This window comes from Phreatobacter aquiterrae (assembly GCF_053471285.1).
In genome coordinates, this window is the sequence record NZ_JBJPHW010000001.1 from 58,397 (window position 1) to 82,261 (window position 23,865).

The following is a 23,865-nucleotide window of genomic DNA, read 5'->3' on the forward strand; positions in this document are numbered from 1 at the left end:
CCCAGACCCGACATGACAGACATCGCCGCGCGCCGCGCCGCCCTCTTCACCCTGTTCGACCGCCTCGGCATCGTCACCACCACCCATGAGCACGAAGCCGTGTTCACGGTGGCCGAAAGCCAGCACGTCAAGGACAGCATCCCCGGCGGACACACCAAGAACCTCTTCCTCAAGGACAAGAAGGGTCGGCTGTTCCTCGTCGTCGCCCTCGGCTCGGCGGTCATCGACCTGAAACGCCTGCACGAGGTCATCGGGGCCTCCGGCCGCCTCTCCTTCGGCTCGGGCGAACTGCTGGAGGAGGTCTGGGGCGTGAAGCCGGGATCGGTGACGCCGTTCGGCGCCATCTGCGATGCGGACCGGCGTGTCGCGGTCGTGCTCGATGCGGCGATGATGGAGCACGAGATTCTCAACTACCATCCGCTGGAGAACACCGCGACCACCAGCATTTCCCGGGCGGATCTGGTGGCCTTCCTGCGCGCCACCGGCCACGAGCCGCGCATTCTCCCCTGCAGCCAGCCGGCCTGAGCGCCGCCAATCGGCGGATGCCGCGATCACGCGGCGGTGAGACATGCCACCATACCGCCCCATTTCGGCCCCGGTGGGGTCAAGACGCAGGGCGAGCCTGACCCTGTTGCCCCGTTGCCTGATCGACGCTGCTCCGGACTCTTCAGCCCCCCAGCCCCCCGGGGTGACGTCCGATCAGGCCGGGTGCCATCGGCTCTGCCGATGGCCAAACGTTCGGTCATCCCCTCCGACGCGAACGTGCGGGCCGGCGCTCATGCGCCGGCCCGTTTCTTTTCCTGGCACCCGTCCAGCTTGTCGATGGTCGCAAGGGGCCTATCTCGCAGGGGGAGCAGGCGGAGGACGGCATGGCGACGAGACTGACCGATACGCAGCGCCGCGAGGCGCTCGCCTCCCTGTCCGGCTGGATCGAGACGGAGGGTCGCGACGCCATCACGCGCCGCTTCGCCTTCCGGAATTTCTCCGAGGCCTGGGGGTTCATGAGCCGCGTCGCTCTGGCGGCCGAGGCCATGGACCATCACCCCGAATGGTTCAACGTCTACCGGACGGTCGAGGTGACGCTCTCCACCCACGATGCGGGCGGATTGACGGAGAAGGACGTGAAGCTCGCACGGGCGATGAACGACATCGCCGGCATCTGAGCCGTCCCTACCGGTCGCAGGACCAGGTCATCACCGGCAGGCGCGCCTCCCGCTCGGCGATGAAGCCGCGCGCCGACCGCGCCGGCACTTCGACCTCGATCAGCCGGTCCGGCCCGAGTTCGACGACCTGACGCAGTCGCACCTTCTCGCCCGGTTCGAGACGCACGACCGGCTGTCCGCCGAGCGGCGCATCGAGAAGGCTGGCGCCTTCGGCTGCGATCTCGATCTCGAAGGTCCGGCAGGCGGCGGTCGGGGCTGTTGCGGCCGGTGGCGCATCGGCGGCGGGGATCGCCGGCACGGTGATGGGGACGGTGCGCACGACGCGCGGCGCCTCCGGTCCCGTCGCTTGCTGGGGCGGGGGTGGAGCGGAGCCGCCGCCCGTCAGGTTCAGGGTCGTCAGGGCTGCGAAGCCGAGAGCCGCGAGGGCGGCGACGACCAGCACGGCGAGCAGCCATTTCAGCCGGCCCGGCGATCCCCCCGGCACGCGGACCGAGGCGTCACCGCCGCGCGCGGCATCGAGGTCCTTCTCAAGCCGGATCAGTGCCGACAGGTGCGAAATCTGTGCGTCGAGCTGATCGTACCAGCCGTCGAAATCGTCCGGAGCGGGGTCGTGGGCGCGATAGCTGCGGTCGAGGCCGTCGAGGCTCGCCCTCAGGTCGATATGCGGACCGGTCGGCGGCGCGCCGATATCCGTGCCGAAGCGCGTGATGGCGATGGCAAGGTCGTTCTCGGCGCGGGCGATGACGTCGCGCAGGGCGGCGCGGGTCTCGGCATTGATCCGGTGCGCCAGCCGCTTGAGCTGGCCCGGCGGGTCCGCCACCACCTTCAGTTCGGCGGCGGCCTGCCTGAGCGCCTCCTCGATGGTCCCGGACGGGCGCGACAGCCCTCCCATCCTCACACCGTAGGTGTCGAGCACGTGGAAGCGGTAGCGGTAGGCGGAGACGAGCGGGGCGACGTCCACGAGATCCGATCCGGGGGTTCAGGCCGTCATCGCGGCGCCGGTACAGGCGGCGCCGTCGCGACGGAGGACAGCGCCGTCCAGCGGGCGGCTGGCGACGCGGGATTCAATCATCATCGCATATTCTCCCGGCTCACCGACCCGCGAGGCGAATGGCACCTGTGCTTTCAGTGATGGGCGGGCTTCGGGCAAAAGCGTGTCGAAAAGGAGCGCGGGCGCGACCCCGATATTGCCGTTGCCGCCGAACTCCGCCGACGTGCCACCATCGATGGTCATCCGCTCTCCTCGAATCGCCCACGAAACAGATGCGGCACTCCGCGTCAGGGTTGTGTAGGCGAAAGGCTCCCGCGACGCAAAAGCGCCATAGGGCGGTTTTCACCTGCGCCGGAGCGGGAAGTGCGGGACGCTGACGGGAAGCTGCCGCTGGCGGCTGAAGAACACGACGTCCCGGTTCTTCATGACGCCGACCAGCGCCGCGCCGGCCGCCAGCCCGCCGACATGCGCCCACCAGGCCGTCGCCCCGCCCTGAGCGGTCAGGAGGTGCCAGATCTGCAGCGTCACCCATGCACCGAGCGCAAGCCAGACCGGAATGGAGATCGGCAGGATGTTGAAGGCGAGGCCGAAGACCCTGACGCGCGGATAGAGCAGCAGATAGGCGGCCAGCACGCCGGAAATGGCGCCCGACGCGCCGACGAGCGGGGCCTGCGACGCCACGTTGAACAGGAGATGGGCGCCCCCTCCGACCAGCCCGCACAGGATGTAGAAGACGAGGAACCGCACATGGCCCATGGCATCCTCGACATTGTCGGCGAAGACCCACAGGAACAGCATGTTGCCGATCAGGTGCATCCAGCCGGCATGCATGAACATGTGGGTGAGCCATGTCGCCGAGGCCGGCACGACGACGAGCTGCGGGGCGAGGCTCGCGCGATCGGTGATGACAGCGGGAATGAGCCCGAGCCCCAGCGCATTGGCATTGGCTGTCTGCGCGGGAACCAGCCCGGTGGTGAGCAGGAACACCGCGACGTTGATGCCGATGAGCGCGAAGGTCACATAGGGCGCGGTGATGTGCCGGTGCGGATTGTGATCGGAGAGGGGGAGGAACATGAGGCCGAGACTAGCCCGGCGCGGCGAGGCCTGTCACCGGCGGGAAGCACGGGCGCTCTCGCGGCGCTTGATTTCCACCATATAAGAATTGTAGTTGCGGATGATGGAACGACGACGCTTGACCGCAGGCCCGGCAAGCGCCGACGGTGTCGCCCTCTCGTCAGGATATCGCCCATGACCGCCTCCAAGTCCCCCGGCCTCCAGCCGCGCACGCTCGCCGCCCAGGCCCTCGGCTGGGAGGAGGCGGAAACCCACGCCGTGGTGACACCGATCCATGTCGCGACCACCTTCATCCGCGATCCCGACAACCAGTATCGCAACGGCTTCATCTACGGCCGCCCGGACAACCAGACGGTGCGCCAGTGCGAAGCCGTGCTGGCGGCGCTCGAGGAAGGTCCCGAGGCCCTGGTGCTCGGCTCGGGCATGTCGGCGGCGACCGCCGTGGTCATGGCCCTGCCGGCCGGCGCGCATATCGTCGCGCCGACGGTCATGTACTGGGCGCTGCGCAACTGGCTGATGAACGATGCCGTGACCTACGGCTATACGACGACCTTCGTCGACACGACCGACCTCGCCGCCGTGAAGGCCGCGATCCAGCCGGGTAAGACGAAGCTTGTCTGGCTGGAGACACCGTCCAACCCGCTATGGACCGTGTCCGACATCGCGGCCATCTCCGAGATCGCCCACGCGGCGGGCGCCATCTGCGCCGTCGATTCGACTGTCGCAACCCCGGTCTTCACCCGCCCGCTGACGCTCGGCGCCGACATCGTCATGCATGCCGCCACCAAGTATCTGAACGGCCATTCCGATGTGGTGGCCGGTGCGCTGGTGACCCGCGAGGTCAACGAGTTCTGGGCGAAGGTGCGCCGCGTGCGCTCCATGCACGGGCAGATCCTCGGGCCCTTCGAGGCTTTCCTCCTGATGCGCGGCATGCGCACGCTGCATGTGCGCGTCGAGGCGCAGGCGAAGGCGGCCCTCGCTCTCGCCGAGAAGCTGAAGGCCCATCCCCTGGTCGCCGATGTCCTCTATCCCGGTCTCTCCTCCCATCCGCAGCACGCGCTCGCGGCCCGGCAGATGACGGGCGGCTTCGGCGGCATGATGTCGATCCGCGTCAGGGCCGGCGAGCAGGCCGCCGTCTCCACCGCCGCCCGTGTCGAACTGTGGAAGCGCGCGACGTCGCTGGGCGGTGTCGAGAGCCTCATCGAGCACCGCGCCTCCATCGAGGGCGCCGGCTCGCCCTGCCCGACAGACCTGTTGCGACTGTCGGTCGGCCTGGAGGCGGTCGACGACCTTTATGCTGACATCGACCGGGCGCTGAGGGGCGCCAACACCTGACCGGCGTCAGTTGCCGCCGTCGAGCAGGCGGCGCGCGATGACCTGCGCCTGGATCTCGGCGGCTCCCTCGAAGATGTTGAGGATACGGGCGTCGCAGAGGATGCGGCTGACCGGATATTCCAGCGCGAAGCCGTTGCCGCCGTGGATCTGCAGGGCGTTGTCGGCGGCTGCCCAGGCGACGCGGGCGCCGAGGAGCTTGGCCATGCCGGCCTCGAGGTCGCAGCGCCGGTCGAGGTCCTTCTGCCGGGCCGAGAAATAGGTGAGCTGGCGGGCGATCATCACCTCCACCGCCATCATCGCGATCTTGTCGGAGACGCGCGGGAAGGCGATCAGCGGCTTGCCGAACTGGATGCGCTCCTGCGCATAGCGCAGCCCGAGGTCCATGGCGGCCTGGGCGACGCCGACGGCGCGGGCGGCGGTCTGGATGCGCGCCGCCTCGAAAGTCTGCATGAGCTGCTTGAAGCCCTGCCCCTCGACGCCGCCGAGGAGGTTCTCCGACTTCACCTCGAAGCCGTCGAAGGAGATCTCGTACTCCTTCATGCCGCGATAGCCGAGCACCTCGATCTCGCCGCCGGACATGCCGGGCGCCGGGAAGGGGGTCTCGTCCGTGCCGCGCGGCTTCTCGGCGAGGAACATCGACAGGCCCTTGTAGCCGGGCTCGCCCGGATTGGTGCGCACCAGCAGCGTCATCACGTCGGCGCGCACCGGATGGGTGATCCAGGTCTTGTTGCCATGGATCTTGTAGACGTCGCCCTCGCGCACGGCGCGGGTCTTCAGCGAGGCGAGGTCGGAACCGGTGTTCGGCTCGGTGAAGACGGCGGTGGGCAGGATCTCGCCCGAGGCGATCTTCGGCAGCCAGTGGTCCTTCTGGGCATCGGTGCCGCCGGCGAGGATCAGTTCGCAGGCGATCTCAGAGCGGGTGCCGAGCGAGCCAACGCCGATATAGCCGCGCGACAGCTCCTCGGAGACGACGCACATCGATTCCTTGCCGAGGCCCATGCCTCCGAAGGCCTCGGGCAGGGTCAGGCCGAAGACGCCGAGTTCGGACAGCTTGGCGATGACGTCCAGCGGGATGTAGGCGTTCTTCAGGTGCCAGTCGTGGGCGTAGGGAATGACCTCGGCGAGCGAGAACTTGCGCATCTCGTCGCGGATGGCGAGCAGCGTCTCGTCGATGGCGGGATCGCCGAAATGGCCGGAGGATTCCTGCGCCTGGACGAGGGCGGCGAGGCGGGCGCGGTTGGCCGCCGTGTTGCCGGTGGCGATCAGGGTGTCGGCGGCGCCGGCGAAGCGGCGGGCGATGTCCGCGACCGACAGCCCGAGATCGGCGGGCCGGACGACCTCGCCCTGGTTCATCGGAATGCCGCCCGGAATCTGCGCCAGATATTCGCCGAGCCCGATGCGGACGATGAGCTCCTCCATCTCGCCGAAGGCGCCCGTCGCGCTCAGGCGCTCGGCATAGGAGGTCAATTGCCGGACGCTCTCCACGTAGGTCGCAAGCCAGGCGAGGCCGTGGGTGGCGCGCTGCTCGCGTTCGATCGCGGCGCCGGAGATCCGTCCGCTTTCGGTCACGAGGGCGCGCACCGTCGTGGTGGCCTCGGCCAGCACGGCATCGACCGCGACCACGGCGCCCTGCGCCAGGTCGATCAGGTTCGCCGGTGCGTGCTTCTCGGCAAGAGCGGGGCTCATGGCGGTTCCCTCGGGTCGGACTTATCGTTGCTGCAACGCAAAATAACGCAGCGGGAGCGCGTTGCAATCCAACAAATGACCAGTGATCCGCCCTTCGCGCGTCACCCCTGCCGGGTCGCCAGCCACACGCCGATGGCCGTGACCGCCATGCCGACGAACTGCGTCGGGGTCAGCGTCTCGCCGAAGAAGAGGAAGGCCATGAGCGCCGACACGGCCGGGACGAGATAGATGTAGGCGGCCGCCCTCGACACCTCGCCGCGCCGGATCAGGTAGAGGAAGAGGCCGATGCCGCCGACCGACAGGGCGAGGACCGACCAGGCCATGGTGAGGACAAGCGTCTGGTTCCAGTCGGCTTCCACCTTTCCGAACAGCAGAAGCAGCGGCAGCATGGCCGCGGCCGCGGCCACATACTGCAGCGTCGTCGTCGTGCGCATGTCGCCGCCGGAGACGAAACGCTTCTGGTAGAAGGTGCCGGCGGTGACCGCCACCATGGCGAAGAAGTTGACCGTCAGCGGCGTCACGATGGCGTTGAAGACATCCGGCGAGACGCCGACGAGCTTCGGCATCAGCACCAGAACGATGCCGGCAAAGCCCAGGGCGACGCCGACGCCCTGCCGCCACGTGATCCTTTCGCCGAGAATGGCGGGAGCGAGCAGCGCCGTCATCACCGGCTGCAGCCCCGCCATGATCCCCGACACGCCCGACGGCACGCCGTTCCTCACCGCCCACCAGACGCCGCCGAGATAGAGGGCGTGCAGCAGCACGCCCGACACCATGGCATGGCCGATCTCGCGTCCCGAGCGCGGCCATGGCGCGCGCATTGCGAAGGCGATGACTGCGATGACCGCGGCGGCGAGCGAGAAGCGCAGGAACAGGAACCACAGCGGGTCAGCATACCGCGCGGAGAAACCGGCCACGATCCAGCCTGTCGACCAGGCGAGGACGAAGAGAAGGGGAACGGCCCGCACCGCAAGCGACATGATGATCTCGGCAAGAGGGGCGCGGACCGTAGAAGGCGACCGATGAAAACTCAATCACCTCACGTTAGGGAAGGGAAAATGAGCTGCAACGCTCTGTAAAATAACGACAAACTCGCGCCGTATCGCTTCCCGCTAGCTGTTCCTTAACCACTGGCCGGCATCCTTGCCGCGCTACAAGCTGGGGAAACGTCTGAAAATGTCTGTCCGTATGCCCGCACTGTCGGTCCGCATGAGGATCGCTCTTCTCGCCATCGTGCCTCTGGTCGGCGTCTTCGCCGCCGGCGGTTCCGCCTGGTACGGCCAGCGATCGGCGGCCAGCGCCTTCGAGGCCTATGACGGCTACGCCGGCCTTGCGACCGACGCCGCCCGCGTGCGGGCCAGCGTCCGCGACCTGCGCTTCGCCGCGGTCGACTATGCGGAACGCTACACGGAAACCGCTCCGACCCATTTTGCCCGCGCCCGCATGGAGGCGATGATGGCGCTGGGCGAGGCCCGGCGCAAACCCGAGGCTGCCGCCCTGCAGGGCGAGATCGAGCAGTCGCTGAAGCAGCTCGGCGAGGCGGCCACCGCCTTCGATCTCGTGCGCGTCACCATCGAGACCCTCGGCACGGACGACGCGTCCGGCCTGACCGGCCGGATGAACGAATCGGTCAAGACCCTGGAAGACCAGGCCCGCCGCGTCGCCGCCAATTTCGACGACGGTGCCGGCATCCTTGAGCAGGTGCTGCAGATGCGCCGGCACGAGAAGGACTTCATGCTGCGCGGCCTCGATTCCGATCTGGAGGCGTTCCGCCAGGCCCGCACCAAGTTCATCAACGAGGTCACCCGCTCTGTCGTCGCGCCGGCCACCAAGACCGAGCTCCTCAAGGCCGGCGAGATCTACTGGCCGGCTCTCGATTCCTACGTCGAGGGCAGCCGCACCGTGCAGCAGACCGTCGCCCAGCTCGACACCCTGCTGACCAACCTCGACCAGACCACCAACGTCCTCGTCGCCGCCGCCAATGACGGCAAGACGCGCGCCAACGAGGCCCGCCTCGAGGCGCAGTCCAAGACCCTGATGCTGATGATCGGCATCATTGCGGCGGTCGTCCTGCTCTGCGGCGCCATCGCCATGGTCCTCGGCCGTTCCATGACTCGGCAGATCGGCGGCATCACCGCCGCCATGCGGGAACTCGCCGCCGGCGACACCTCGGTCGCCGTCCCCTCGACGGAAGCGAAGGACGAACTCGGCGAAATGGCCCGGGCGGTTCTGGTCTTCCGCGACAATGCCATCGAGCGCGAGCGCCTGGCGGCCGAGCAGATCGCCGAGGTCGAGGCGCGCAACCGCCGCGCCTCCGCCGTGGATGCGCTGATCCGCAGCTTCGAGGACGCCTCCGGCAAGTCGCTGGGCGCCCTGCGCAACGCCTCGGGCGAACTGGACGGCGCCTCCGACCAGCTCGACACCACCTCCGGCGCCGTGACGCAGGAGGCGGTCAACGCCTCCGGCGCCATGGAGCAGGCCGCCACCTCGGTCTCCTCCGCCGCCGCGGCCGCCGAAGAGCTCGCCGCCTCCATCGCCGAGATCGCCTCGCAGGCGAGCAAGTCCACCGAGGTCGCGGGAACCGCCGTGACGGAGGCCGAGCGCACCGCCCAGACCATGGGCTCGCTCGCCCAGGCCGCCTCGCGCATCGGCGAGGTCGTCAACCTCATCCAGGCGATCGCCGGTCAGACCAACCTGCTGGCGCTCAACGCCACCATCGAGGCCGCCCGCGCCGGCGAGGCCGGCCGCGGCTTCGCGGTCGTCGCCTCCGAGGTGAAGAGCCTCGCGGCCCAGACCGCCCGCGCCACCGAGGAGATCGCCTCGCAGATCGGCTCCATCCAGGAGGCGTCCGGCGATGCCGTCGACGCCATCGACAAGGTCAATCAGGTGATCAGCGAGATGCGCGGCATCGCCGCTTCGGTCGCCGCGGCGGTCGAGGAGCAGAACGCCGCTGTCTCGACCATCGCCGAGGCCGTCAACCGCGCTTCCGACGAGACGCGCGGCGGCGCCGAGGCCATGGGCCGCGTCGGCGGAACCGCACAGTCGGCGCAGGCGACCGCGGAGGATGTCCGCGCCCTGTCGGGTCGTCTCGGCGAGGAGGCCCAGGCGCTCGATCGCGAGATCCGCACCTTCCTCGACGGCGTCCGGGCGGCCTGAGGCCGCCCGTCGCCCGGTTCAGTCGGGCGTCACTTCGCGGCGACGACCATGATCTCGACGGTGTACTGCGGGGCGGCGAGCTTGGCCTCGACCGTGGCGCGGGCCGGGGTGTGGCCGGCAAGGACCCAGCTGTCCCACACCGCGTTCATCTCGGCGAAGGTCGACATGTCCGAGAGCCAGATGTTGGCCGACAGGATGTTCTGCTTCGACGTGCCGCACTCTGCCAGCAGCGCATCGATGGTGGCCAGAATCTCCTGGGTCTGCTCGGTGACCGACTTGCCGGCGGCCTTGTGGGCCACCTGTCCGGCCAGATAGACGGTGTTGCCGTGGACGACGGCGCCGCTCATGCGCGGACCGACCTGCTTGCGCTCGATGGCCATGATCGTTTCTCCTTGGAACTGCCTGATCGCAGAGCGCGTCTCCTAGCGCGGGGCAGCCGCAAGGCCAACCCGTCCTGTCGCCGCGGCGCCATGCGTCCGCATGGATGCTTGCCAGCCTCCCCCGCGCGACGCGATGATTTCGTCCCCGAACGTCCGGATCGCACCATGCTCGAACGCTTCCTCTCCCTGCTGTCCGATTTCTCGGCCGAGCCGCGCGAGCATTTCGGCGATGACGACTACCGCCTCGCCGCCGCCGGCCTCCTCGTCCACGTCATGGCCGTCGACGGCTCGGTCTCCGATGCCGAGCATGACCGCATCCGGGCCGTTCTGGCCGCTGGCTTCGACCTGACACGTCCGGACACCGAGCGGCTGATCGAGAAGGCGATGGAGGCCGGGACGTCCGGGGAGAGCTGGACGTCCTTCGCCGATCTTCTCGCCGAGCGCCTCGATCTCGACGGCCGGCGCCGCATCGTCGAGATGATGTGGAGCGTGGTGCTGTCGGATGGCGCGGCGGCGGAACTCGAGGAGGCCGTGGTCGAGCGGGCTGCGGCGCTGATGGGCGTCGATCTCCCTGCCCGCTGAGCCCTCAGGCCCACTCGGCGGCGATCTCGGCCTCGAGGTCGAGCGTCGAGCGCTCGCCGATATCGTCGAAATGAACCTTCAGGAAGCGCCGCGCCGCCTTCCTGCCGGCGGCCTGGAGCTCCAGCAGGAAATCATAGTCCGTCACCACCTTGGAGCCGGCCGTGAGTCCCTTGAGGGCGTCCGAGAGGGCGATGCGGTGCAGGTTGACGCGCTTGTACTCGCCCGGCCCCCGGCCATGCGGCAGGCGCCCCTCGTCGACCAGCCGCGCGACGAAGGCCGCCGTGCGGAGCTCGGCCTGGAGCGACGAGTTGAAGGTGATCTCGTTGAGGCGATTCATGATCGCCCGCGACGATGTCGGCGTCTCGTTGCGGACGAGCGGGTTGATCTGCACCAGCAGCACGTCCTCGGATTCGGTGGTGCGGTAGAGGGGAAACAGCGGCGGGTTGCCCATGTAGCCGCCGTCCCAGAACGGCGTGCCGTCGATCTCAACCGCCTTGAACAGCGTCGGCAGGCAGGCTGACGCCATCACCGCGCGGCAGGTGATATGCTCGCGCCGGAACACCGTCAGCTTGCCGGTCCGCACATTGGTGGCGGAGATGAAGACCTTGACCCCCTCGAAGGCGGCGAGCCGCTCGAAATCGACGAAGCGATTGATGAGATCCTCAAGCGGATTGATATCGAACGGGTTGAGGTCATAGGGCGAGAAGTAGCGCTGGACCGAACTGACCCAGGTCTCCATCAGCGAACCCTCGTAGGGCATGACGGAAAACAGATGATCCAGCGCGCGGCGCTGCACGGCAGTCATGCTGCCGTCGAGCGAGGCCGCCCGCCAGAAGCGCGACAGCCGCTCGCGCGCCGCCTCGGCCCCGCCTTCGGCAAGGCCGTCGGCGAGCAGAACGGCATTGACCGCCCCCGCCGAGGCGCCGGTGATCCCGTCGATGATCAGGCGGCCGTCGCGCAGCACCTCGTCGAGCACGCCCCAGGTGAAGGCGCCGTGCGCGCCGCCGCCCTGAAGCGCCAGGTTGATGCGCTTCGTCGCCCGCTTCGTCATGCGGCGGTCCAGCCGCCGTCGATGACGTTGTTGGCGCCGGTGATGTTCTTCGCCGCGTCCGAGCACAGATGCAGCGCCAGGGCCGCCACCTCCTCGACCCGCACGAACTGCTTGGTCGGCTGGGCGGTGAGCAGCACGTCGTTCATGACCTGCTCCTTGGTCATGTTGCGGGCCTTCATCGTGTCGGGGATCTGCTTCTCGACCAGCGGTGTCCAGACGTAACCCGGGGAGATGCAGTTCGCCGTGATGCCGAAGGTGGCGAGTTCCAGCGCGATGGTCTTGGTGAAGCCGAGGAGGCCGTGCTTGGCGGCGACATAGGCCGACTTGAACGGCGAGGCGACGAGCGAGTGCGCCGAGGCGATGTTGACGATCCGCCCGAACTTGCGGGCCTTCATGCCCGGCACCACCGCCTTCGCCAGATGGAACGAGGCCGTCAGGTTGATGGCGATGATGGCGTCCCACTTGTCTGCGGGGAAATCCTCCACCGGCGAGACGAACTGGATTCCGGCATTGGAGACGAGGATGTCGACCTTGCCGAATTCGCTCTCGGCGGTCTTCACCAGGGTCGCGATCTCGTCCGGCTTCATCATGTTGGCGGGCGAGAACAGGATGCGGCGGCCGGTCTCGGCGGCGAGCTTCGCGCGGATGGCCTCCAACTCGGCCGGGTCGCCGAGGCCGTTGAGCATGACGTCGGCTCCCGCCTGCGCGAGGGCGGTGGCGATCGCAAGGCCGATGCCGCTGGTCGATCCCGTGACGATCGCGCTCTTTCCCGCAAGGTTCATGATACCCATCTCCTCCAGCAGACGTTCACGCTGCGGCCCATCACTGCCGCGCCTTGTTCTGCAATGCAACATCCGCCGCCCGGCTTTGGCGGTCCGGTCCAGCATGCTAGGAACGGGAATCGAGGAAAACCGAGGGCCAACGGTTGATGCTGAAGTCCCGCCACGCGCACGATCACGCCTGCGAGCACGCCCACCCGCCGGTGGACGTGCTGAAGGTGGCCGAGGCGCGCTGCGCCGAGAAGAAGCTGAAGCTGACCCCGATCCGGCGCGAGGTGTTGCAGCATCTGGCCGCCTCGCCCTCGCCGCTGGGGGCCTATGACCTCATCGAGCGAATGCACCGGGAGAGCGGCCGCCGTCCGGCGCCGATCAGCGTCTATCGCGTGCTCGATTTTCTTCTTGAGGCCGGGCTCGCCCACCGCATCGAGAGCCGCAATGCCTTCGTCGCCTGCGCCCACCGGCACGGCAGCGCCGATCTCGTGGTGTTCATGATCTGCGACGCCTGCGGCTGCGTGTCGGAGGCATCGGGCGCGCCGGTGGAGCGCGATCTGTCCGCCATCGCCCGCGCCGCCGGATTCACGCCGGCGACGCAGGTCGTCGAGATGTTCGGCCGCTGCGCCCATTGCGGCGACCCCGACAAGGCCTGATCAGGCCGCCTTCAGCGCCTCGACGAAGGACTGGACCTCGCTCTGCAGCGTGCCGGCATTGGCCGACAGGTCGGTCGCCAGCGTCATCAGTTCGCCGGCCGAGCGGCCGGTCGCCTCGGCTGCTTCGCCGACGGTGCCGATCGTCCCGGTCACGCCCGTGGCCGCGCTGGCGGCGCGCTGGCAGTTGTCGGCGATCTCGGCCGTCGCCGAACCCTGCTCCTCCACCGCGCTGGCGACCGCCGCCGTGATTTCCTTGATCGTGTCGATGGTGGCGGCGATGGCGCCGATCGAACTGACCGTCTCGGCCGTCGCGTTCTGGATCTCGGCGACCTTGGCGGCGATGTCCTCGGTGGCCTTGCCGGTCTGGGCGGCGAGGTTCTTCACCTCCGAGGCGACGATGGCGAAGCCGCGGCCGGCTTCGCCCGCGCGCGCCGCCTCGATGGTGGCATTGAGCGCCAGCAGGTTCGTCTGGTCGGCGATCGCCTTGATGAGGTTGATGACGTCGCCGATCCGGTCGGCGGCGCCGGCGAGGTTGCGGATCTGGCCTTCGGTGAGGCGGGCGTCGCCCACTGCCTTCTCGGCGCTGTCGGACGAGCGCACCACCTGCACGTTGATCTCGCGGACCGAGGCGGCGAGTTCCTCCGTGGAGGCCGCCACCGTCTGCACGTTCATCGAGGCCATCTCGGCGGCGCCTGCGACCTCGCCGGCCTGGCGCGTGGTCTCCTCGGCGGTGACGGCGAGGTTGCGCGCTGCATCCTCGACCCGGCCCGACGAGGCGGTGAAGGTGTCGGCGAGCCCGCTCATCCGGGCGACGAAGTCCTCGGCCACGGCATTGCGCCGGGCGAGGCGCTCGGCCTCGGCTTCCCGCGCCGCGTCCTGCGCCGCGCGGGCCTCCTCGGCTGCCGCCATGGTGTCGCGGAAGACCTCCATGGCGCCGGCCATGGCGCCGATCTCGTCGCGGCGCGCCCGCCCGGGAATCTCGGTATCGAGGGCGCCCTCCGACAGGCGCCGCATCGCCACCGTCATGCCGGCGATCGGGGTGGCGATCATGCGGGCGAGAAGGAAGGCGATGGCGAGCCCGGCCAGCGCCGACAGGGCGGCGGCGATCATCAGGATCGTCGACTGCGACTGTGCCATCTCCGCGGCGGCGGTCGTGTCGGCCGTCAGCTGGGCCGTCTGGCCGTCGATCAGGCCGCCCTTGCGCTCGCCGCCGGGGGTCAGCGGCCCCTGGAGGGCGGTCAGGATCTTCTCGCTGATGGGGGTGACGCGATTGGTGAGGTGGCTCATCGGCGCGTTCCAGGTCGGGCCGATGCGCTCGTTGATGACGAGGGTGGCGCCGCGCCGGATGGAAATGATGCCGACCCTGACGCGGTTCAGCACGCGCATCTGGTCGGGCGACATGCTGCCCGTCATGTCGGTGATGGCCTTGAGCCGCTCGTTGACCCTGTTCCAGGACTGTTCGAAATGTGCCTTTTCCTCGTCCTGGCCGCGGTGGACATAGCCGCGCAGGTCACGCACCGCCGACAGGATGCTCGACTGCAGGCCGACGGCCGAAGCGAGCAGCCGTTCATTGACCTGCGGGTTCTGGATCTCGCGGGTGACGAGTTCGGTGAGGGCCGTCTCCAGCGGCTGGAGCTGCGGTGTCACCATCTTCTCGTAGGTGGTCAGCGCCGGATACTGGGCCGGCGTGTTGATCAGGGCGAGGAGCGCCTTGTGCGCGTCCTCCAGTTCACCGAAGAGCGGCCGCACGGCCTTCCAGGACTCGCGCTGCGCGTCGGTCGGGAAGGACGACGCCAGTTCGTCCATCTTGTCGCGGCTCTCCTTCAGGCTGGCCCAGGCATAGTCCCAGCGCGACAGGATGACGTCGTCGGGGGAGATCATCTGGTCGCGCAGCGCGATGCCGGTCTGCGACAGTTCGTCCGCCATGCGCATGCCGAGGAGGGCCGTCGGCGAGCGGACGGTCGCCACCTGCTCGATGCTGCGCGAGATGATGCCCGCCTGCCAGACCGAGACGCCGGCGCTGGCGGTTGCGATGGCGATCAGCGCGGCGAAGCCCGCGATCAATTTTCCACGAAGATTGAGGGCGAGCATCATGCGATCCATGTTCCGGGCGTCGCAGGAAGGTGACGGCCGCGGCCTGAACAAGAGGTTAAGCGAGCGGTTGCGGAGACAATTTATTGCAACTTGACGTTAGGGCAGTCATCGTAAATTCACCCTCCGTACGCAGTTCTGCGGAGGCCTTCGGCGGGGCGATGCGCCGGTCGGGACCTCCGCGCGGCGTTTGGTGACTGGCATGTCGGCGGCGCGCCCGCTATGTGACGGGGGCTGAGCGGAGACGAGAAGCGATGATCCAGGGATTTGGGGTGAAGCCCCGTCACCGGACGGTCGGCGTGACCATCGGCGAGGGCGCCGCGGCGGTCACCGTGGGCGGCGGCGCGCCGATCGTCGTCCAGTCGATGACCAACACGGACACCGCCGACATCGACGGCACGGTGCGCCAGGTGGCGGCGCTCGCCCGCGCCGGTTCCGAACTCGTCCGCATCACCGTCGACCGCGACGAGAGCGCCGCGGCGGTCCCCCACATCCGCGAGAAGCTCGCCCGCATGGGGGTCACCGTGCCGCTGGTCGGCGACTTCCACTATATCGGTCACAAGCTGCTGGCCGATCATCCCGCCTGCGCCGAGGCGCTCGACAAGTACCGCATCAATCCCGGCAATGTCGGCTTCAAGGACAAGAAGGACCGGCAGTTCGCGATGATCGTCGAGCAGGCGATCACCCACGGCAAGGCGGTGCGCATCGGCGCCAACTGGGGCTCGCTCGACCAGGAACTGCTCACCCACCTGATGGACGAGAACGCGAAGGCGCCTGAGCCGCTCGACGCCCGCGCCGTCATGCACGAGGCCATGGTGCAGTCCTGCGTCCTCTCGGCCGACCGGGCCGTCGAGATCGGCCTGCCGAAAGACCGGATCATCCTTTCCGCCAAGGTCTCGGCGGTGCAGGACCTCATCGCCGTCTATCGCAAGCTGAGCCAGCGCTCCGACTATGCCCTGCATCTCGGGCTCACCGAGGCGGGGATGGGCTCCAAGGGTATCGTCGCCTCGGCCGCGGCCCTCGGCGTCGTCCTGCAGGACGGCATCGGCGACACGATCCGCGTCTCCCTGACCCCCGAGCCCAACGGCGACCGCACGCTGGAGGTCAAGGTCGCGCAGGAGATCCTGCAGACCATGGGCATCCGCACCTTCGTGCCGCTGGTGGCGGCCTGCCCGGGCTGCGGCCGCACCACCTCCACCCTGTTCCAGGAACTCGCCCAGGACATCCAGGGCTTCATCCACGCCTCCATGCCGGAGTGGAAGACGCGCTATCCCGGCGTCGAGGCGCTGAACGTCGCGGTCATGGGCTGCATCGTCAACGGACCGGGCGAATCCAAGCACGCCGACATCGGCATCTCCCTGCCCGGCACCGGCGAGAATCCGGCCGCCCCGGTCTTCGTCGACGGCGAGAAGGTGACGACCCTGCGGGGCCCGACGATCGCGGGCGACTTCAAGGCGATGGTCATGACCTATATCGAGAAGCGCTACGGCGTCGGCTCGCGGCAGGCGGCGGAGTAGGCCATGCGCAACTGCGTCGTCACGGGTGTGTCCACCGGCATCGGCGAGGCCATTGCCGCCGATCTGGTGAAGCGCGGCTGGCGCGTCTTCGGCACGGTGCGCCGCATGGACGATGCCGAGCGCCTCGACAACGACCTCGGCCCCTCCTTCACGCCGCTCGTCTGCGACGTGACCGATGTCGAGGGCCTGTCGCAGGCAGCGGCGCGGGTTGCGGAGCTTCTCGACGGTGAGCCCCTCGACGGGCTCGTCTGCAATGCCGGCATCTCCCTGCCGGGCCCGCTCCTGCACCAGCCGCTCGACGAACTCGACCGCCAGTGGAAGGTCAATGTTCTCGGCCAGGTCGCCACGGTCCAGGCCTTCGGCTCGCTGCTCGGGGCGCAGGAGGGATTTGCCGGCAGGCCCGGCCGCATCGTCATGATGTCCTCGGTCTCGGGCAAGCTCTCCTGGCCCTTCGTTGGCGGTTATTCGGCCTCCAAGCACGCACTGGAGGCGATCAGCAATGCGCTGCGCCGCGAACTCATGCCCTTCGGCGTCGACGTGGTGATCGTCGCGCCCGGGCCCATCGCGACGCCGATCTGGGAGAAGGCGGCCGGCGCTGTCGAGAAGTCACGCTATCAGGCGACCTTCTACGGTCCGCTGATCGACCGCTTCGAGCAGGAGGTGCTGGGCCGGGCGAAGCACGCCCTGCCGGCACAGGCGGTTGCCGACGTGGTCCACACGGCGCTGTCGGCCCCCAATCCGAAGGTGCGCTACACGATCACGCCCGCGCCGCTGATGAACTGGTTCCTGCCGCTGATGCTACCGGCGCGCTGGCTCGACCGCATCGCGGCGAAGCGCCTGGGGCTGACGCGGAGGGGGTAGACGCCAGCTTGGTGACCTGCATCGCGGAAGTGCGTCCTTCGAGGCTCGCTTCCGGACGATGCTGGCGCATCGCCGGGAGCTCGCGCCTCAGGATGAGGAGGGCGGCGAACGGCATGGGTCGAGACAAGGTCGGCCGATCCGCTTCATGCAGCCTGGATGCAATCCTCCAGCCTCCTCATCCTGAGGCGCGAGGCCCCGGCGATGCGCCAGCATCGTCCGGTGACGAGCCTCGAAGGACGCACTGCCCCGATGCAGATTGCCGCGACAAGGTCAAAGCTGTTTTCAGGCCCTACCGGAACAGCAGCGACGACAGCTTGCGGCGGCCGGCGAGCGTCGCCTCGTCCATCGGACCCCAGGCCTCGAAGAACTGGACGAGCTGCTTGCGGGCGCCATCCTCGTTCCAGTTGCGGTCGCGCTTGAAGATCTCCAGCAGGTGATCGGCGGCTTCCTCGCGCAGGCCCTTGGCGTTCAGCGCCACCGCGAGGTCGAAGCGCGCCTGATGGTCGCCCGGGTCCTGCGCCAGCCTGTGCTCGAACTCGTGGATCGGGCCGAGGTCGGCGGCCTGCTCGGCGAGCTCCAGTGCGGCGCGCGCCGCGACGACCGACTTGTCGCTCGCCTTGTTGGCCGGTACCTGCTCGAGGATGGCCTTGGCCTGCACGAGGTCGCCCGTCTCCACCGCGCAACGGGCAAGGCCCGCGAGGGCGTGCAGGTTCTCCGGCTCGGCGCCGAGAACCTGCGCATAGACCTGCGCTGCGCCGGCCGCGTCGCCCTCGACCAGCGCCGCATCGGCGGTCGCGAGGATTTCGGCGATGTCCGGGCTCACCTTGCCGCCCACCAGCTTGTCGATGAAGGCCTTCACCTGGCCCTCGGGCAGGGCGCCCATGAAGCCGTCGATGCCCTGACCCTTGTCGAAGGCGATAACCGCGGGGATCGACTGGATACCGAGCTGGCCCGGGATCTCCGGGTGCTTGTCGATGTCCATCTTTACGAGCTTCACCTTGCCCTTGAAGGACTGGACGACCTTCTCCAGAACCGGGGTCAGCTGCTTGCACGGGCCGCACCAGGTCGCCCAGAAGTCGACCAGCACCGGCTGCTTCTTCGATTCCTCCAGCACGTCCTTCACGAAGTCGCGCGTCGTGGTGTCCTTGATGAGGTCGCCTGCGACGGCCGCCGGAGCCGCCTGCTCGGGTGCTGCTGCGGGCTGCGGCGCCGTGCCGCCGAAGCTGCCGCCATAGGACCCACCGAAGGATGCGCCGAATTTCGCGCTGCCGTTGCCGCTCATGAAAGTCCCCCTGGCGCAGTGATCCGCGAAGCCGACCGCGCACGCTTGGATTTGGTCGAGGCATAGATGGCCGCTCGGGCTCAAAATGCAACGGTGAAATGGCCGCAGCCCGACATCTCCGCCCTTCGGCATCCCCCGGACGGCCGGTCGCCCTCGCCTTGACTACGCACCCGCCGGCTTTAGCGTTTTGCGCGAAAGCCATGCGGACCGCGGCAGAACGGTCGGGAGGACAATGTGACCAGGAGCGGGCCCCTCGCCGGGCTGACCATCGTCGAGTTCCAGGGGCTGGGGCCGGGTCCCTTCTGCGCCATGATGCTGGCCGATCTCGGCGCCGACATCATCCGCATCGACCGCGCCGGCAAGGCTCCGTGGAATGCGGGCGATGCGCTCGGCCGCGGCCGTAAGTCCATTGCGGTCGACCTGAAGAACCCGGATGCGGTGAAGCTGGTCCTCAGGATCCTGGCGAAGGCCGATGGCCTTATCGAGGGCTTCCGTCCGGGCGTCATGGAGCGCCTCGGCCTCGGCCCCGATGTCTGCCTGAAGGCCAATCCGAAGCTGGTCTATGGCCGCATGACCGGCTGGGGGCAGGAGGGTCCCTATGGCCCGGCACCCGGCCACGACGTCAACTACCTCGCGCTCTCCGGCATGCTCTGGCCGCTCGGTCCCGCCGACCGTCCGCCGGTGCCGCCGCTGAACCTTGCCGCCGACTTCGGCGGCGGCGGCATGATGCTGGCGCTCGGCATGGTCGCCGCCCTCTACCATGTGACATCGACGGGCAGGGGCCAGGTGGTGGATGCCGCCATGGTCGACGGGTCGGCGGTCCTCGGCACCATGTTCTTCGGCATGATCAACGCAGGGACGTGGAAGGTCGAGCGCGAGGCCAACATGCTCGACGGCCATGCCCCCTTCTACGGCGTGTACGAGACCGGCGACGGCAAATATGTCTCCATCGGCTCGCTGGAGCCGCAGTTCTACGCCGAGCTGCTGAAGGGACTCGGCCTCGCCGACCCGCGCTTCGCCAAACAGTGGGACAAGGCCATGTGGCCGGGCCTCAGGCAGGCAATTGCCGACGCCTTCCGGTCGAAGACGCGCGACGAATGGACGGCGCTGCTCGACGGTAGGGAAATCTGCTACGCGCCGGTGCTCGACATGCGCGAGGCGCCGGCCCATCCGCACAACGTCGCGCGCGGCACCTTCGTCGCCACCCCGGACGGGCCGATGCCGAAGCCGGCGCCGCGCTTCTCGGTCACCGCCACCGATCTCGCGCCGCCCTCGCAGGGGCCGGGTGCCGAGACCGGCGACATCCTGCGCGCCGCAGGGTTGTCGTCTGCCGACATCGAAGCGGCCTTCGCCTCCGGGCTCGTCACGGGAAGGACCTGAACCATGGCCACCACCTACGAGGTGAGCGAGGGGATCGCCACCCTGACCCTGAACCGGCCGGAACGGCTGAATGCCTTCAACGACGAGCTTGTCCGCGGCTGCCTGAAGGCGATCGACGAGGCACGCATCGATCCTGCCGTGAAGGCGCTGGTGCTGACCGGCAACGGCCGCGGCTTCTGCGCCGGCGCCGACCTTGCCGGCGGCCTCGCCCCGACGGGGGAGGGCGTCAACGCCTCCATGCGCGATCTCTACAATCCGCTGATCCTCGCCATCGACGATTTCCCGAAACCGACCATCGCCGCCATCAACGGCGTCGCAGCCGGCGCAGGCGTCGGCCTGGCGCTCGCCTGCGACATCGCGGTCGCCGCCCGCTCGGCCTCCTTCGTCCTCACCTTCGGCCCGCAGCTCGGCCTCGTGCCGGACCTCGGTGTGACCTGGTTCCTGCCGCGCGCCATCGGCCGCGCCCGCGCCCGCGCGCTCGCCCTCCTCGGCGACAAGCTCCCCGCGGAGCGGGCCGCGGAGTGGGGCCTCGTCTGGTCCTGCGTCGACGACGAGGCCTGCCTGCCGACCGCGCGGGCCCTTGCGGTCCGCCTCGGCCGCGGCTCGGCGGAGGCCTTCTTCGAGATCCGCCGCCTCATGGATCGCGCCGAGACCAGCGACCTCGCACATCAGCTCGACGCCGAGCGCGAGACGCAGGTCGGTCTCATCGTCAAGCCCACCTTCATGGAAGGCGTCAGGAACTTCCTCGCCAAGAAGGCGGGATGAGGCCGTCCCCGGCCGGTGACCGACGGCCCACAGGGCTGGCCGGCGACGATAAGGGCTGACATCGCGGAGCGAGGCTCTATCCTCGCCCCAACGATCAAGAGGAAGGCCCCTATGACCGACAGCTTCGACGACATCATCGCCGCCGCCCGGCCGCTGATCGCCTCCGCGCCGGTGTCGGACGCATTGGACGAGCACGGTTTCCACCGCCAGATCCTGCCGCCCTCCATCCGTCCCGTCGATGACGGCACCGTGCTGTTCGGCCCCGCCCGGACCGGCGGCTACAAGGTCATTTCCGAGTTCGTCGAGGGCATCTACGATCTCGAGATCGCGCTCGTCGACGATCTCAAGCCCGGCGAGGTCTGTGTCATGGCGACCGGCGCCAACACCGACATCGGCCCCTGGGGCGAGCTTCTCTCCACCCGTGCCCGGCACCTCGAGGCGGCGGGCTTCCTGACCGACGGCGCGGCGCGCGACGTCGTCGCCATCCGCGCCATGGGCTTCCCCGTCTTCACGGCAGCCCTGTCGCCGGCCGACACGCAGTATCGCGGCATGATGGTCGAGAAGGACGTGCCGGTCCGCATCGGCGAGGTCACGATCGCACCGGGCGACATCGTCGTCGGTGACGTCGACGGCGTCGTCGTGGTGCCGCGGGCGAGCGCCCTCGCCGTGCTGTCCACCGCCATGACCAAGATCAACGGCGAGCGGCGCATGCGCGCCGATCTCGAGGCGGGGATGTCGCTGGCGGAGGCCTTCCGCAAGCACGGCCTGCTCTGATCAGGACACCGGGCTGAGGCTCGGCGATTCGGTGTGGCCGGTCGCCGGCTCGCCGTCGGGCAGCGCGTCGCTCCACTGCAGCTTCTTGTAGTTGAAGCCGCGCTGGATCGTCGGCTTGACGATGGCGAAATAGGGCGAGATGTCGAAGTCGCGCGGCGCATAGAGCGAGTGGTGACGGATGTGAAGCACCTCGCGGCGGGCGGCATCGCCCCTGACGCGTTGCTCGCCGTCCTTGGCGCTGCGCTCGACCTTGGGCAGGATGGGATAGCGCACCGCCTCGAAGGCCTGGGCGATCAGCGTCGAACAGATGGCCCGTGTCGGGTCGCCCGAGCCGAAGGCGATCATCCGCCGCCGCCAGCGCACCGGCACCGGCACCGGAATGAGGAAGCGCAGCATGTCGAGGATGTTCTTCAGGTCGTAGTCGAGGCCGATGCGCTCGACCATGTAGCGGCAGGCCTGCTGCTGGTCCTGTTCCGTCAGGCCGACCGGCCGGCAGATGCGCGTATGGAAATCGCGGTACTTGGACAGCGGGGCCGAGATGACGCCGTCGCCGAGATAGGCCTCGACGAGGACATGCGGCTCGCCGTCGGGCTCGCAGGCGCCCTCGATGGGGCCGACATACATGGCCGCATGGGACCAGGTCGACTGGGTCAGATACTTGATGACGGCCGAGATGCGGGTGTCACCTTCCACCAGCAGGATGTCACCCTGGCGCAGCGAGGCGCGCAGGGCGTGGGGGTCGCTCGGCGTCGTCGGCTCGTAGCCGGGCGAGCGTTTGTCCAGGATCGCGGCGATGCGCCGTCCCAGTGCGTCGAGAACGCGGTCTCCCATGATGGTCCCTCCCCAGGGACTTCCGTTTCTTGGAAGTCAATTGTTTGTCGCAAACCCTTGCCAAGCGGTTCACGATCCGGGGGGATACTGGTCAAGACGACGCCGTTTGCCTGTGATAGGCGTCACGGATGAGCGGGATTCGCCAGTTACGATGAACGGACCCTTGATGACCCGGCGCCACGTGCTCGCCGCTTCTCTCGCCCTGCCCGCGGCCCCGGCTCTTGCGCAGACGGCGAGGCCCGTCCCGGCGGAGGTCGATGTCGTGGTGATCGGCGCGGGCGCCGCCGGCATCGCCGCCGCGCGCAGGATGCAGGCCGCCGGCCGGTCGGTGATCGTGCTGGAGGCGAAGGACCGCAGCGGCGGCCGCTGCGTCGCCGACACCGTCGGTTTCGGCATGCCGATGGACCTCGGCGCCCACTGGATCCACGCACCGTCCGACAATCCGCTCGTCGATCTCGCCCGCGCGGCGGGCTTCGAACTCTACGACGACCCCGAGCGCCCGCGCCTGCTGATCAAGGGACGCAGCCCGCGCGAGGGCGAGTGGGAGGCTTTCGCGGCCGCGCTCACGCGCGCGCAGAGGGCCATCCTCGACGCCGGCGAGGCCGGCCGGGAAATTTCGCTGGCAGCGGCCATGCCGACCAATCTGAGGGACTGGCAGCCGACCATCGACTTCCTCAAGGGCGCCTGGGATTCCGGCAAGGACACCGCCGAAATCTCCTGCGTCGATTTCTACAACGCCATCGAGACGCGCGACCTGTTCTGCCGCCAGAGCTACGGCGCGATCCTGGCGAAGCTTGCCGAGGGCCTTCCCATCCGCCTGTCGACGGCGGTGACCCGGGTCGACTGGTCCGGCCGCGGCGTCGCCGTCGAGACGCCGGCGGGCACCGTCAGGGCCCGCGCCGCCATCGTCACCGCCTCGACCTCGGTGCTGGCCTCGGGCGCGATCCGCTTCACGCCGGCGCTGCCGAAGCGCCAGGCGGATGCCATTGCCGCTCTGTCCTGCGGCGCCTATGAGCATCTCATCGTGCACCTGCCCGGCAATCCGATGGACGCGAAGCCCGACGAGCCCTTCGTGGTGAAGGCCGACACCGCTGCGACGGCCAAGCCCCTGGCCCGCATCGGCGGCTCCGACTGGTGGTATCTCGACATCGGCGGCCGCTTCGCGCGCGACCTCGCCGCGGCCGGAGCCGCCGCCATGAAGGCCTTCGCCGCCGAATTCGTCACCAACGAGTTCGGCCCGCAGGCGCGCCGCGTCATGGGCGACGTCCACGTCACCTCCTGGACGACCGATCCCTTTATCCGCGGCGCCTGGTCGGTGGCAGGCCCCGGCGCGACGGCCCAGCGCCTGCGCCTCGCCGAGCCCGTCGGCCAGAGGGTGCTCCTCGCCGGGGAGGCGACCGACGAGGGCCTGTGGGGCACAGTCGGCGGCGCCTGGGCTTCGGGCGAGCGGGCCGCCGATCAGGCCCTGCGCTGGCTCAGCCCGCGGGCGCAGCCCGGCCGGCGGCGCTGACCGGTTCTTA

General features: G+C 68.9%; 23 protein-coding genes. 12 read left to right on the forward strand and 11 right to left on the reverse strand.

Features of this window, described 5'->3' with window-relative positions; all coding sequences use genetic code 11:
• Positions 1-21 precede the first annotated feature (21 nt).
• Both ACJ4V0_RS00280 and ACJ4V0_RS00285 read left to right on the forward strand, forming a co-directional pair.
• Positions 22-525, forward strand: a complete 504-nt coding sequence (locus tag ACJ4V0_RS00280; RefSeq protein WP_448297959.1) for a prolyl-tRNA synthetase associated domain-containing protein — start codon at positions 22-24, stop codon at positions 523-525.
• Positions 526-869: 344 nt separating this feature from the next.
• Positions 870-1,163, forward strand: a complete 294-nt coding sequence (locus ACJ4V0_RS00285; RefSeq protein ID WP_448297538.1) for a 4a-hydroxytetrahydrobiopterin dehydratase — start codon at positions 870-872, stop codon at positions 1,161-1,163.
• A gap of 7 nt (positions 1,164-1,170) precedes the next feature.
• Here the strand turns inward: ACJ4V0_RS00285 and ACJ4V0_RS00290 are convergent, their stop codons facing one another.
• The 3 genes from ACJ4V0_RS00290 to ACJ4V0_RS00300 all read right to left on the reverse strand — a co-directional run bounded on the left by ACJ4V0_RS00290 (position 1,171) and on the right by ACJ4V0_RS00300 (position 3,228).
• Positions 1,171-2,124, reverse strand: coding sequence for a hypothetical protein (locus ACJ4V0_RS00290; RefSeq protein ID WP_448297539.1), 954 nt, complete (start codon positions 2,122-2,124; stop codon positions 1,171-1,173).
• A gap of 18 nt (positions 2,125-2,142) precedes the next feature.
• Positions 2,143-2,397 carry a Rossmann-fold NAD(P)-binding domain-containing protein gene (locus ACJ4V0_RS00295; RefSeq protein ID WP_448297540.1) on the reverse strand — a complete coding sequence of 85 codons (255 nt, stop codon included), beginning with the start codon at positions 2,395-2,397 and terminating at the stop codon, positions 2,143-2,145.
• A gap of 99 nt (positions 2,398-2,496) precedes the next feature.
• Complete coding sequence (locus ACJ4V0_RS00300; protein WP_448297541.1) at positions 2,497-3,228, reverse strand: rhomboid family intramembrane serine protease; 732 nt, start codon at positions 3,226-3,228, stop codon at positions 2,497-2,499.
• A 174-nt stretch (positions 3,229-3,402) separates the two neighbouring features.
• On the opposite strand from ACJ4V0_RS00300, the gene ACJ4V0_RS00305 reads away from it, so the two are divergent.
• The gene (locus ACJ4V0_RS00305; RefSeq protein WP_448297542.1) at positions 3,403-4,563 is read left to right on the forward strand and encodes a trans-sulfuration enzyme family protein; all 1,161 of its coding nucleotides are present in this window, start codon (positions 3,403-3,405) and stop codon (positions 4,561-4,563) included.
• A gap of 6 nt (positions 4,564-4,569) precedes the next feature.
• On the opposite strand, the gene ACJ4V0_RS00310 is transcribed toward ACJ4V0_RS00305, so the two are convergent.
• On the reverse strand, positions 4,570-6,249 hold the full coding sequence (locus ACJ4V0_RS00310; protein WP_448297543.1) for an acyl-CoA dehydrogenase family protein: 1,680 nt from the start codon (positions 6,247-6,249) through the stop codon (positions 4,570-4,572).
• A gap of 101 nt (positions 6,250-6,350) precedes the next feature.
• Positions 6,351-7,229: a DMT family transporter gene (locus tag ACJ4V0_RS00315; protein ID WP_448297544.1), complete on the reverse strand. Its 879-nt coding sequence runs from the start codon at positions 7,227-7,229 to the stop codon at positions 6,351-6,353.
• Positions 7,230-7,425: 196 nt separating this feature from the next.
• On the opposite strand from ACJ4V0_RS00315, the gene ACJ4V0_RS00320 reads away from it, so the two are divergent.
• Entirely contained in the window at positions 7,426-9,405 is a 1,980-nt protein-coding gene (locus ACJ4V0_RS00320) for a methyl-accepting chemotaxis protein (RefSeq protein WP_448297545.1), read from the forward strand.
• A 29-nt stretch (positions 9,406-9,434) separates the two neighbouring features.
• Here the strand turns inward: ACJ4V0_RS00320 and ACJ4V0_RS00325 are convergent, their stop codons facing one another.
• On the reverse strand, positions 9,435-9,785 hold the full coding sequence (locus tag ACJ4V0_RS00325) for a RidA family protein (RefSeq protein WP_448297546.1): 351 nt from the start codon (positions 9,783-9,785) through the stop codon (positions 9,435-9,437).
• 165 nt (positions 9,786-9,950) lie between these two features.
• Here ACJ4V0_RS00325 and ACJ4V0_RS00330 point away from each other — a divergent pair, with 165 nt between their 5' ends.
• Positions 9,951-10,367, forward strand: a complete 417-nt coding sequence (locus tag ACJ4V0_RS00330) for a tellurite resistance TerB family protein (protein WP_448297547.1) — start codon at positions 9,951-9,953, stop codon at positions 10,365-10,367.
• Positions 10,368-10,371: 4 nt separating this feature from the next.
• Here ACJ4V0_RS00330 and ACJ4V0_RS00335 read toward each other — a convergent pair whose 3' ends face one another.
• A complete protein-coding gene (locus ACJ4V0_RS00335; RefSeq protein ID WP_448297548.1) occupies positions 10,372-11,418 on the reverse strand; it encodes a patatin-like phospholipase family protein in 1,047 nt (348 codons plus the stop codon).
• Positions 11,415-12,203: a 3-hydroxybutyrate dehydrogenase gene (locus ACJ4V0_RS00340; protein WP_448297960.1), complete on the reverse strand. Its 789-nt coding sequence runs from the start codon at positions 12,201-12,203 to the stop codon at positions 11,415-11,417. Before ACJ4V0_RS00340 ends, ACJ4V0_RS00335 begins: the two co-directional genes overlap by 4 nt.
• A 143-nt stretch (positions 12,204-12,346) precedes the next feature.
• On the opposite strand from ACJ4V0_RS00340, the gene ACJ4V0_RS00345 reads away from it, so the two are divergent.
• Positions 12,347-12,844: a Fur family transcriptional regulator gene (locus tag ACJ4V0_RS00345; RefSeq protein WP_448297549.1), complete on the forward strand. Its 498-nt coding sequence runs from the start codon at positions 12,347-12,349 to the stop codon at positions 12,842-12,844.
• Here the strand turns inward: ACJ4V0_RS00345 and ACJ4V0_RS00350 are convergent, their stop codons facing one another.
• On the reverse strand, positions 12,845-14,947 hold the full coding sequence (locus ACJ4V0_RS00350; RefSeq protein ID WP_448297550.1) for a HAMP domain-containing methyl-accepting chemotaxis protein: 2,103 nt from the start codon (positions 14,945-14,947) through the stop codon (positions 12,845-12,847).
• 242 nt (positions 14,948-15,189) lie between these two features.
• On the opposite strand from ACJ4V0_RS00350, the gene ispG reads away from it, so the two are divergent.
• Both ispG and ACJ4V0_RS00360 read left to right on the forward strand, forming a co-directional pair.
• Positions 15,190-16,452, forward strand: a complete 1,263-nt coding sequence (gene ispG, locus ACJ4V0_RS00355) for a flavodoxin-dependent (E)-4-hydroxy-3-methylbut-2-enyl-diphosphate synthase (RefSeq protein WP_448297551.1) — start codon at positions 15,190-15,192, stop codon at positions 16,450-16,452.
• A gap of 3 nt (positions 16,453-16,455) precedes the next feature.
• Positions 16,456-17,313: an SDR family NAD(P)-dependent oxidoreductase gene (locus ACJ4V0_RS00360; RefSeq protein ID WP_448297552.1), complete on the forward strand. Its 858-nt coding sequence runs from the start codon at positions 16,456-16,458 to the stop codon at positions 17,311-17,313.
• Between the two features lie 289 nt (positions 17,314-17,602).
• Here the strand turns inward: ACJ4V0_RS00360 and trxA are convergent, their stop codons facing one another.
• On the reverse strand, positions 17,603-18,595 hold the full coding sequence (gene trxA, locus ACJ4V0_RS00365; protein ID WP_448297553.1) for a thioredoxin: 993 nt from the start codon (positions 18,593-18,595) through the stop codon (positions 17,603-17,605).
• Between the two features lie 234 nt (positions 18,596-18,829).
• Between trxA and ACJ4V0_RS00370 the strand changes: the two genes are divergently transcribed.
• The 3 genes from ACJ4V0_RS00370 to ACJ4V0_RS00380 all read left to right on the forward strand — a co-directional run bounded on the left by ACJ4V0_RS00370 (position 18,830) and on the right by ACJ4V0_RS00380 (position 21,514).
• Positions 18,830-19,975 (forward strand): CaiB/BaiF CoA transferase family protein, encoded by a 1,146-nt coding sequence (locus ACJ4V0_RS00370; protein ID WP_448297554.1) that lies wholly within the window; start codon positions 18,830-18,832, stop codon positions 19,973-19,975.
• Positions 19,976-19,978: 3 nt separating this feature from the next.
• Positions 19,979-20,740: an enoyl-CoA hydratase-related protein gene (locus ACJ4V0_RS00375; protein ID WP_448297555.1), complete on the forward strand. Its 762-nt coding sequence runs from the start codon at positions 19,979-19,981 to the stop codon at positions 20,738-20,740.
• A gap of 111 nt (positions 20,741-20,851) precedes the next feature.
• Positions 20,852-21,514 (forward strand): RraA family protein, encoded by a 663-nt coding sequence (locus ACJ4V0_RS00380; protein ID WP_448297556.1) that lies wholly within the window; start codon positions 20,852-20,854, stop codon positions 21,512-21,514.
• On the opposite strand, the gene ACJ4V0_RS00385 is transcribed toward ACJ4V0_RS00380, so the two are convergent.
• Complete coding sequence (locus ACJ4V0_RS00385; RefSeq protein ID WP_448297557.1) at positions 21,515-22,345, reverse strand: YiiX/YebB-like N1pC/P60 family cysteine hydrolase; 831 nt, start codon at positions 22,343-22,345, stop codon at positions 21,515-21,517.
• Between the two features lie 166 nt (positions 22,346-22,511).
• Between ACJ4V0_RS00385 and ACJ4V0_RS00390 the strand changes: the two genes are divergently transcribed.
• Entirely contained in the window at positions 22,512-23,855 is a 1,344-nt protein-coding gene (locus ACJ4V0_RS00390) for a flavin monoamine oxidase family protein (RefSeq protein ID WP_448297558.1), read from the forward strand.
• The last annotated feature ends 10 nt before the right edge of the window (positions 23,856-23,865 follow it).

What these genes read in the sequence shown, in the direction of transcription:
- ACJ4V0_RS00285 (WP_448297538.1), top strand. Translation starts at nt 870, where the DNA reads ATGGCGACGAGACTGACCGATACGCAGCGCCGCGAGGCGCTCGCCTCC.
- ACJ4V0_RS00295 (WP_448297540.1), bottom strand. Translation starts at nt 2,397, where the DNA reads ATGACCATCGATGGTGGCACGTCGGCGGAGTTCGGCGGCAACGGCAAT.
- ACJ4V0_RS00300 (WP_448297541.1), bottom strand. Translation starts at nt 3,228, where the DNA reads ATGTTCCTCCCCCTCTCCGATCACAATCCGCACCGGCACATCACCGCG.
- ACJ4V0_RS00305 (WP_448297542.1), top strand. Translation starts at nt 3,403, where the DNA reads ATGACCGCCTCCAAGTCCCCCGGCCTCCAGCCGCGCACGCTCGCCGCC.
- ACJ4V0_RS00310 (WP_448297543.1), bottom strand. Translation starts at nt 6,249, where the DNA reads ATGAGCCCCGCTCTTGCCGAGAAGCACGCACCGGCGAACCTGATCGAC.
- ACJ4V0_RS00315 (WP_448297544.1), bottom strand. Translation starts at nt 7,229, where the DNA reads ATGTCGCTTGCGGTGCGGGCCGTTCCCCTTCTCTTCGTCCTCGCCTGG.
- ACJ4V0_RS00320 (WP_448297545.1), top strand. Translation starts at nt 7,426, where the DNA reads ATGTCTGTCCGTATGCCCGCACTGTCGGTCCGCATGAGGATCGCTCTT.
- ACJ4V0_RS00325 (WP_448297546.1), bottom strand. Translation starts at nt 9,785, where the DNA reads ATGGCCATCGAGCGCAAGCAGGTCGGTCCGCGCATGAGCGGCGCCGTC.
- ACJ4V0_RS00330 (WP_448297547.1), top strand. Translation starts at nt 9,951, where the DNA reads ATGCTCGAACGCTTCCTCTCCCTGCTGTCCGATTTCTCGGCCGAGCCG.
- ACJ4V0_RS00335 (WP_448297548.1), bottom strand. Translation starts at nt 11,418, where the DNA reads ATGACGAAGCGGGCGACGAAGCGCATCAACCTGGCGCTTCAGGGCGGC.
- ACJ4V0_RS00345 (WP_448297549.1), top strand. Translation starts at nt 12,347, where the DNA reads ATGCTGAAGTCCCGCCACGCGCACGATCACGCCTGCGAGCACGCCCAC.
- ACJ4V0_RS00350 (WP_448297550.1), bottom strand. Translation starts at nt 14,947, where the DNA reads ATGGATCGCATGATGCTCGCCCTCAATCTTCGTGGAAAATTGATCGCG.
- ispG (WP_448297551.1), top strand. Translation starts at nt 15,190, where the DNA reads ATGATCCAGGGATTTGGGGTGAAGCCCCGTCACCGGACGGTCGGCGTG.
- ACJ4V0_RS00360 (WP_448297552.1), top strand. Translation starts at nt 16,456, where the DNA reads ATGCGCAACTGCGTCGTCACGGGTGTGTCCACCGGCATCGGCGAGGCC.
- trxA (WP_448297553.1), bottom strand. Translation starts at nt 18,595, where the DNA reads ATGAGCGGCAACGGCAGCGCGAAATTCGGCGCATCCTTCGGTGGGTCC.
- ACJ4V0_RS00375 (WP_448297555.1), top strand. Translation starts at nt 19,979, where the DNA reads ATGGCCACCACCTACGAGGTGAGCGAGGGGATCGCCACCCTGACCCTG.
- ACJ4V0_RS00380 (WP_448297556.1), top strand. Translation starts at nt 20,852, where the DNA reads ATGACCGACAGCTTCGACGACATCATCGCCGCCGCCCGGCCGCTGATC.
- ACJ4V0_RS00385 (WP_448297557.1), bottom strand. Translation starts at nt 22,345, where the DNA reads ATGGGAGACCGCGTTCTCGACGCACTGGGACGGCGCATCGCCGCGATC.
- ACJ4V0_RS00390 (WP_448297558.1), top strand. Translation starts at nt 22,512, where the DNA reads ATGACCCGGCGCCACGTGCTCGCCGCTTCTCTCGCCCTGCCCGCGGCC.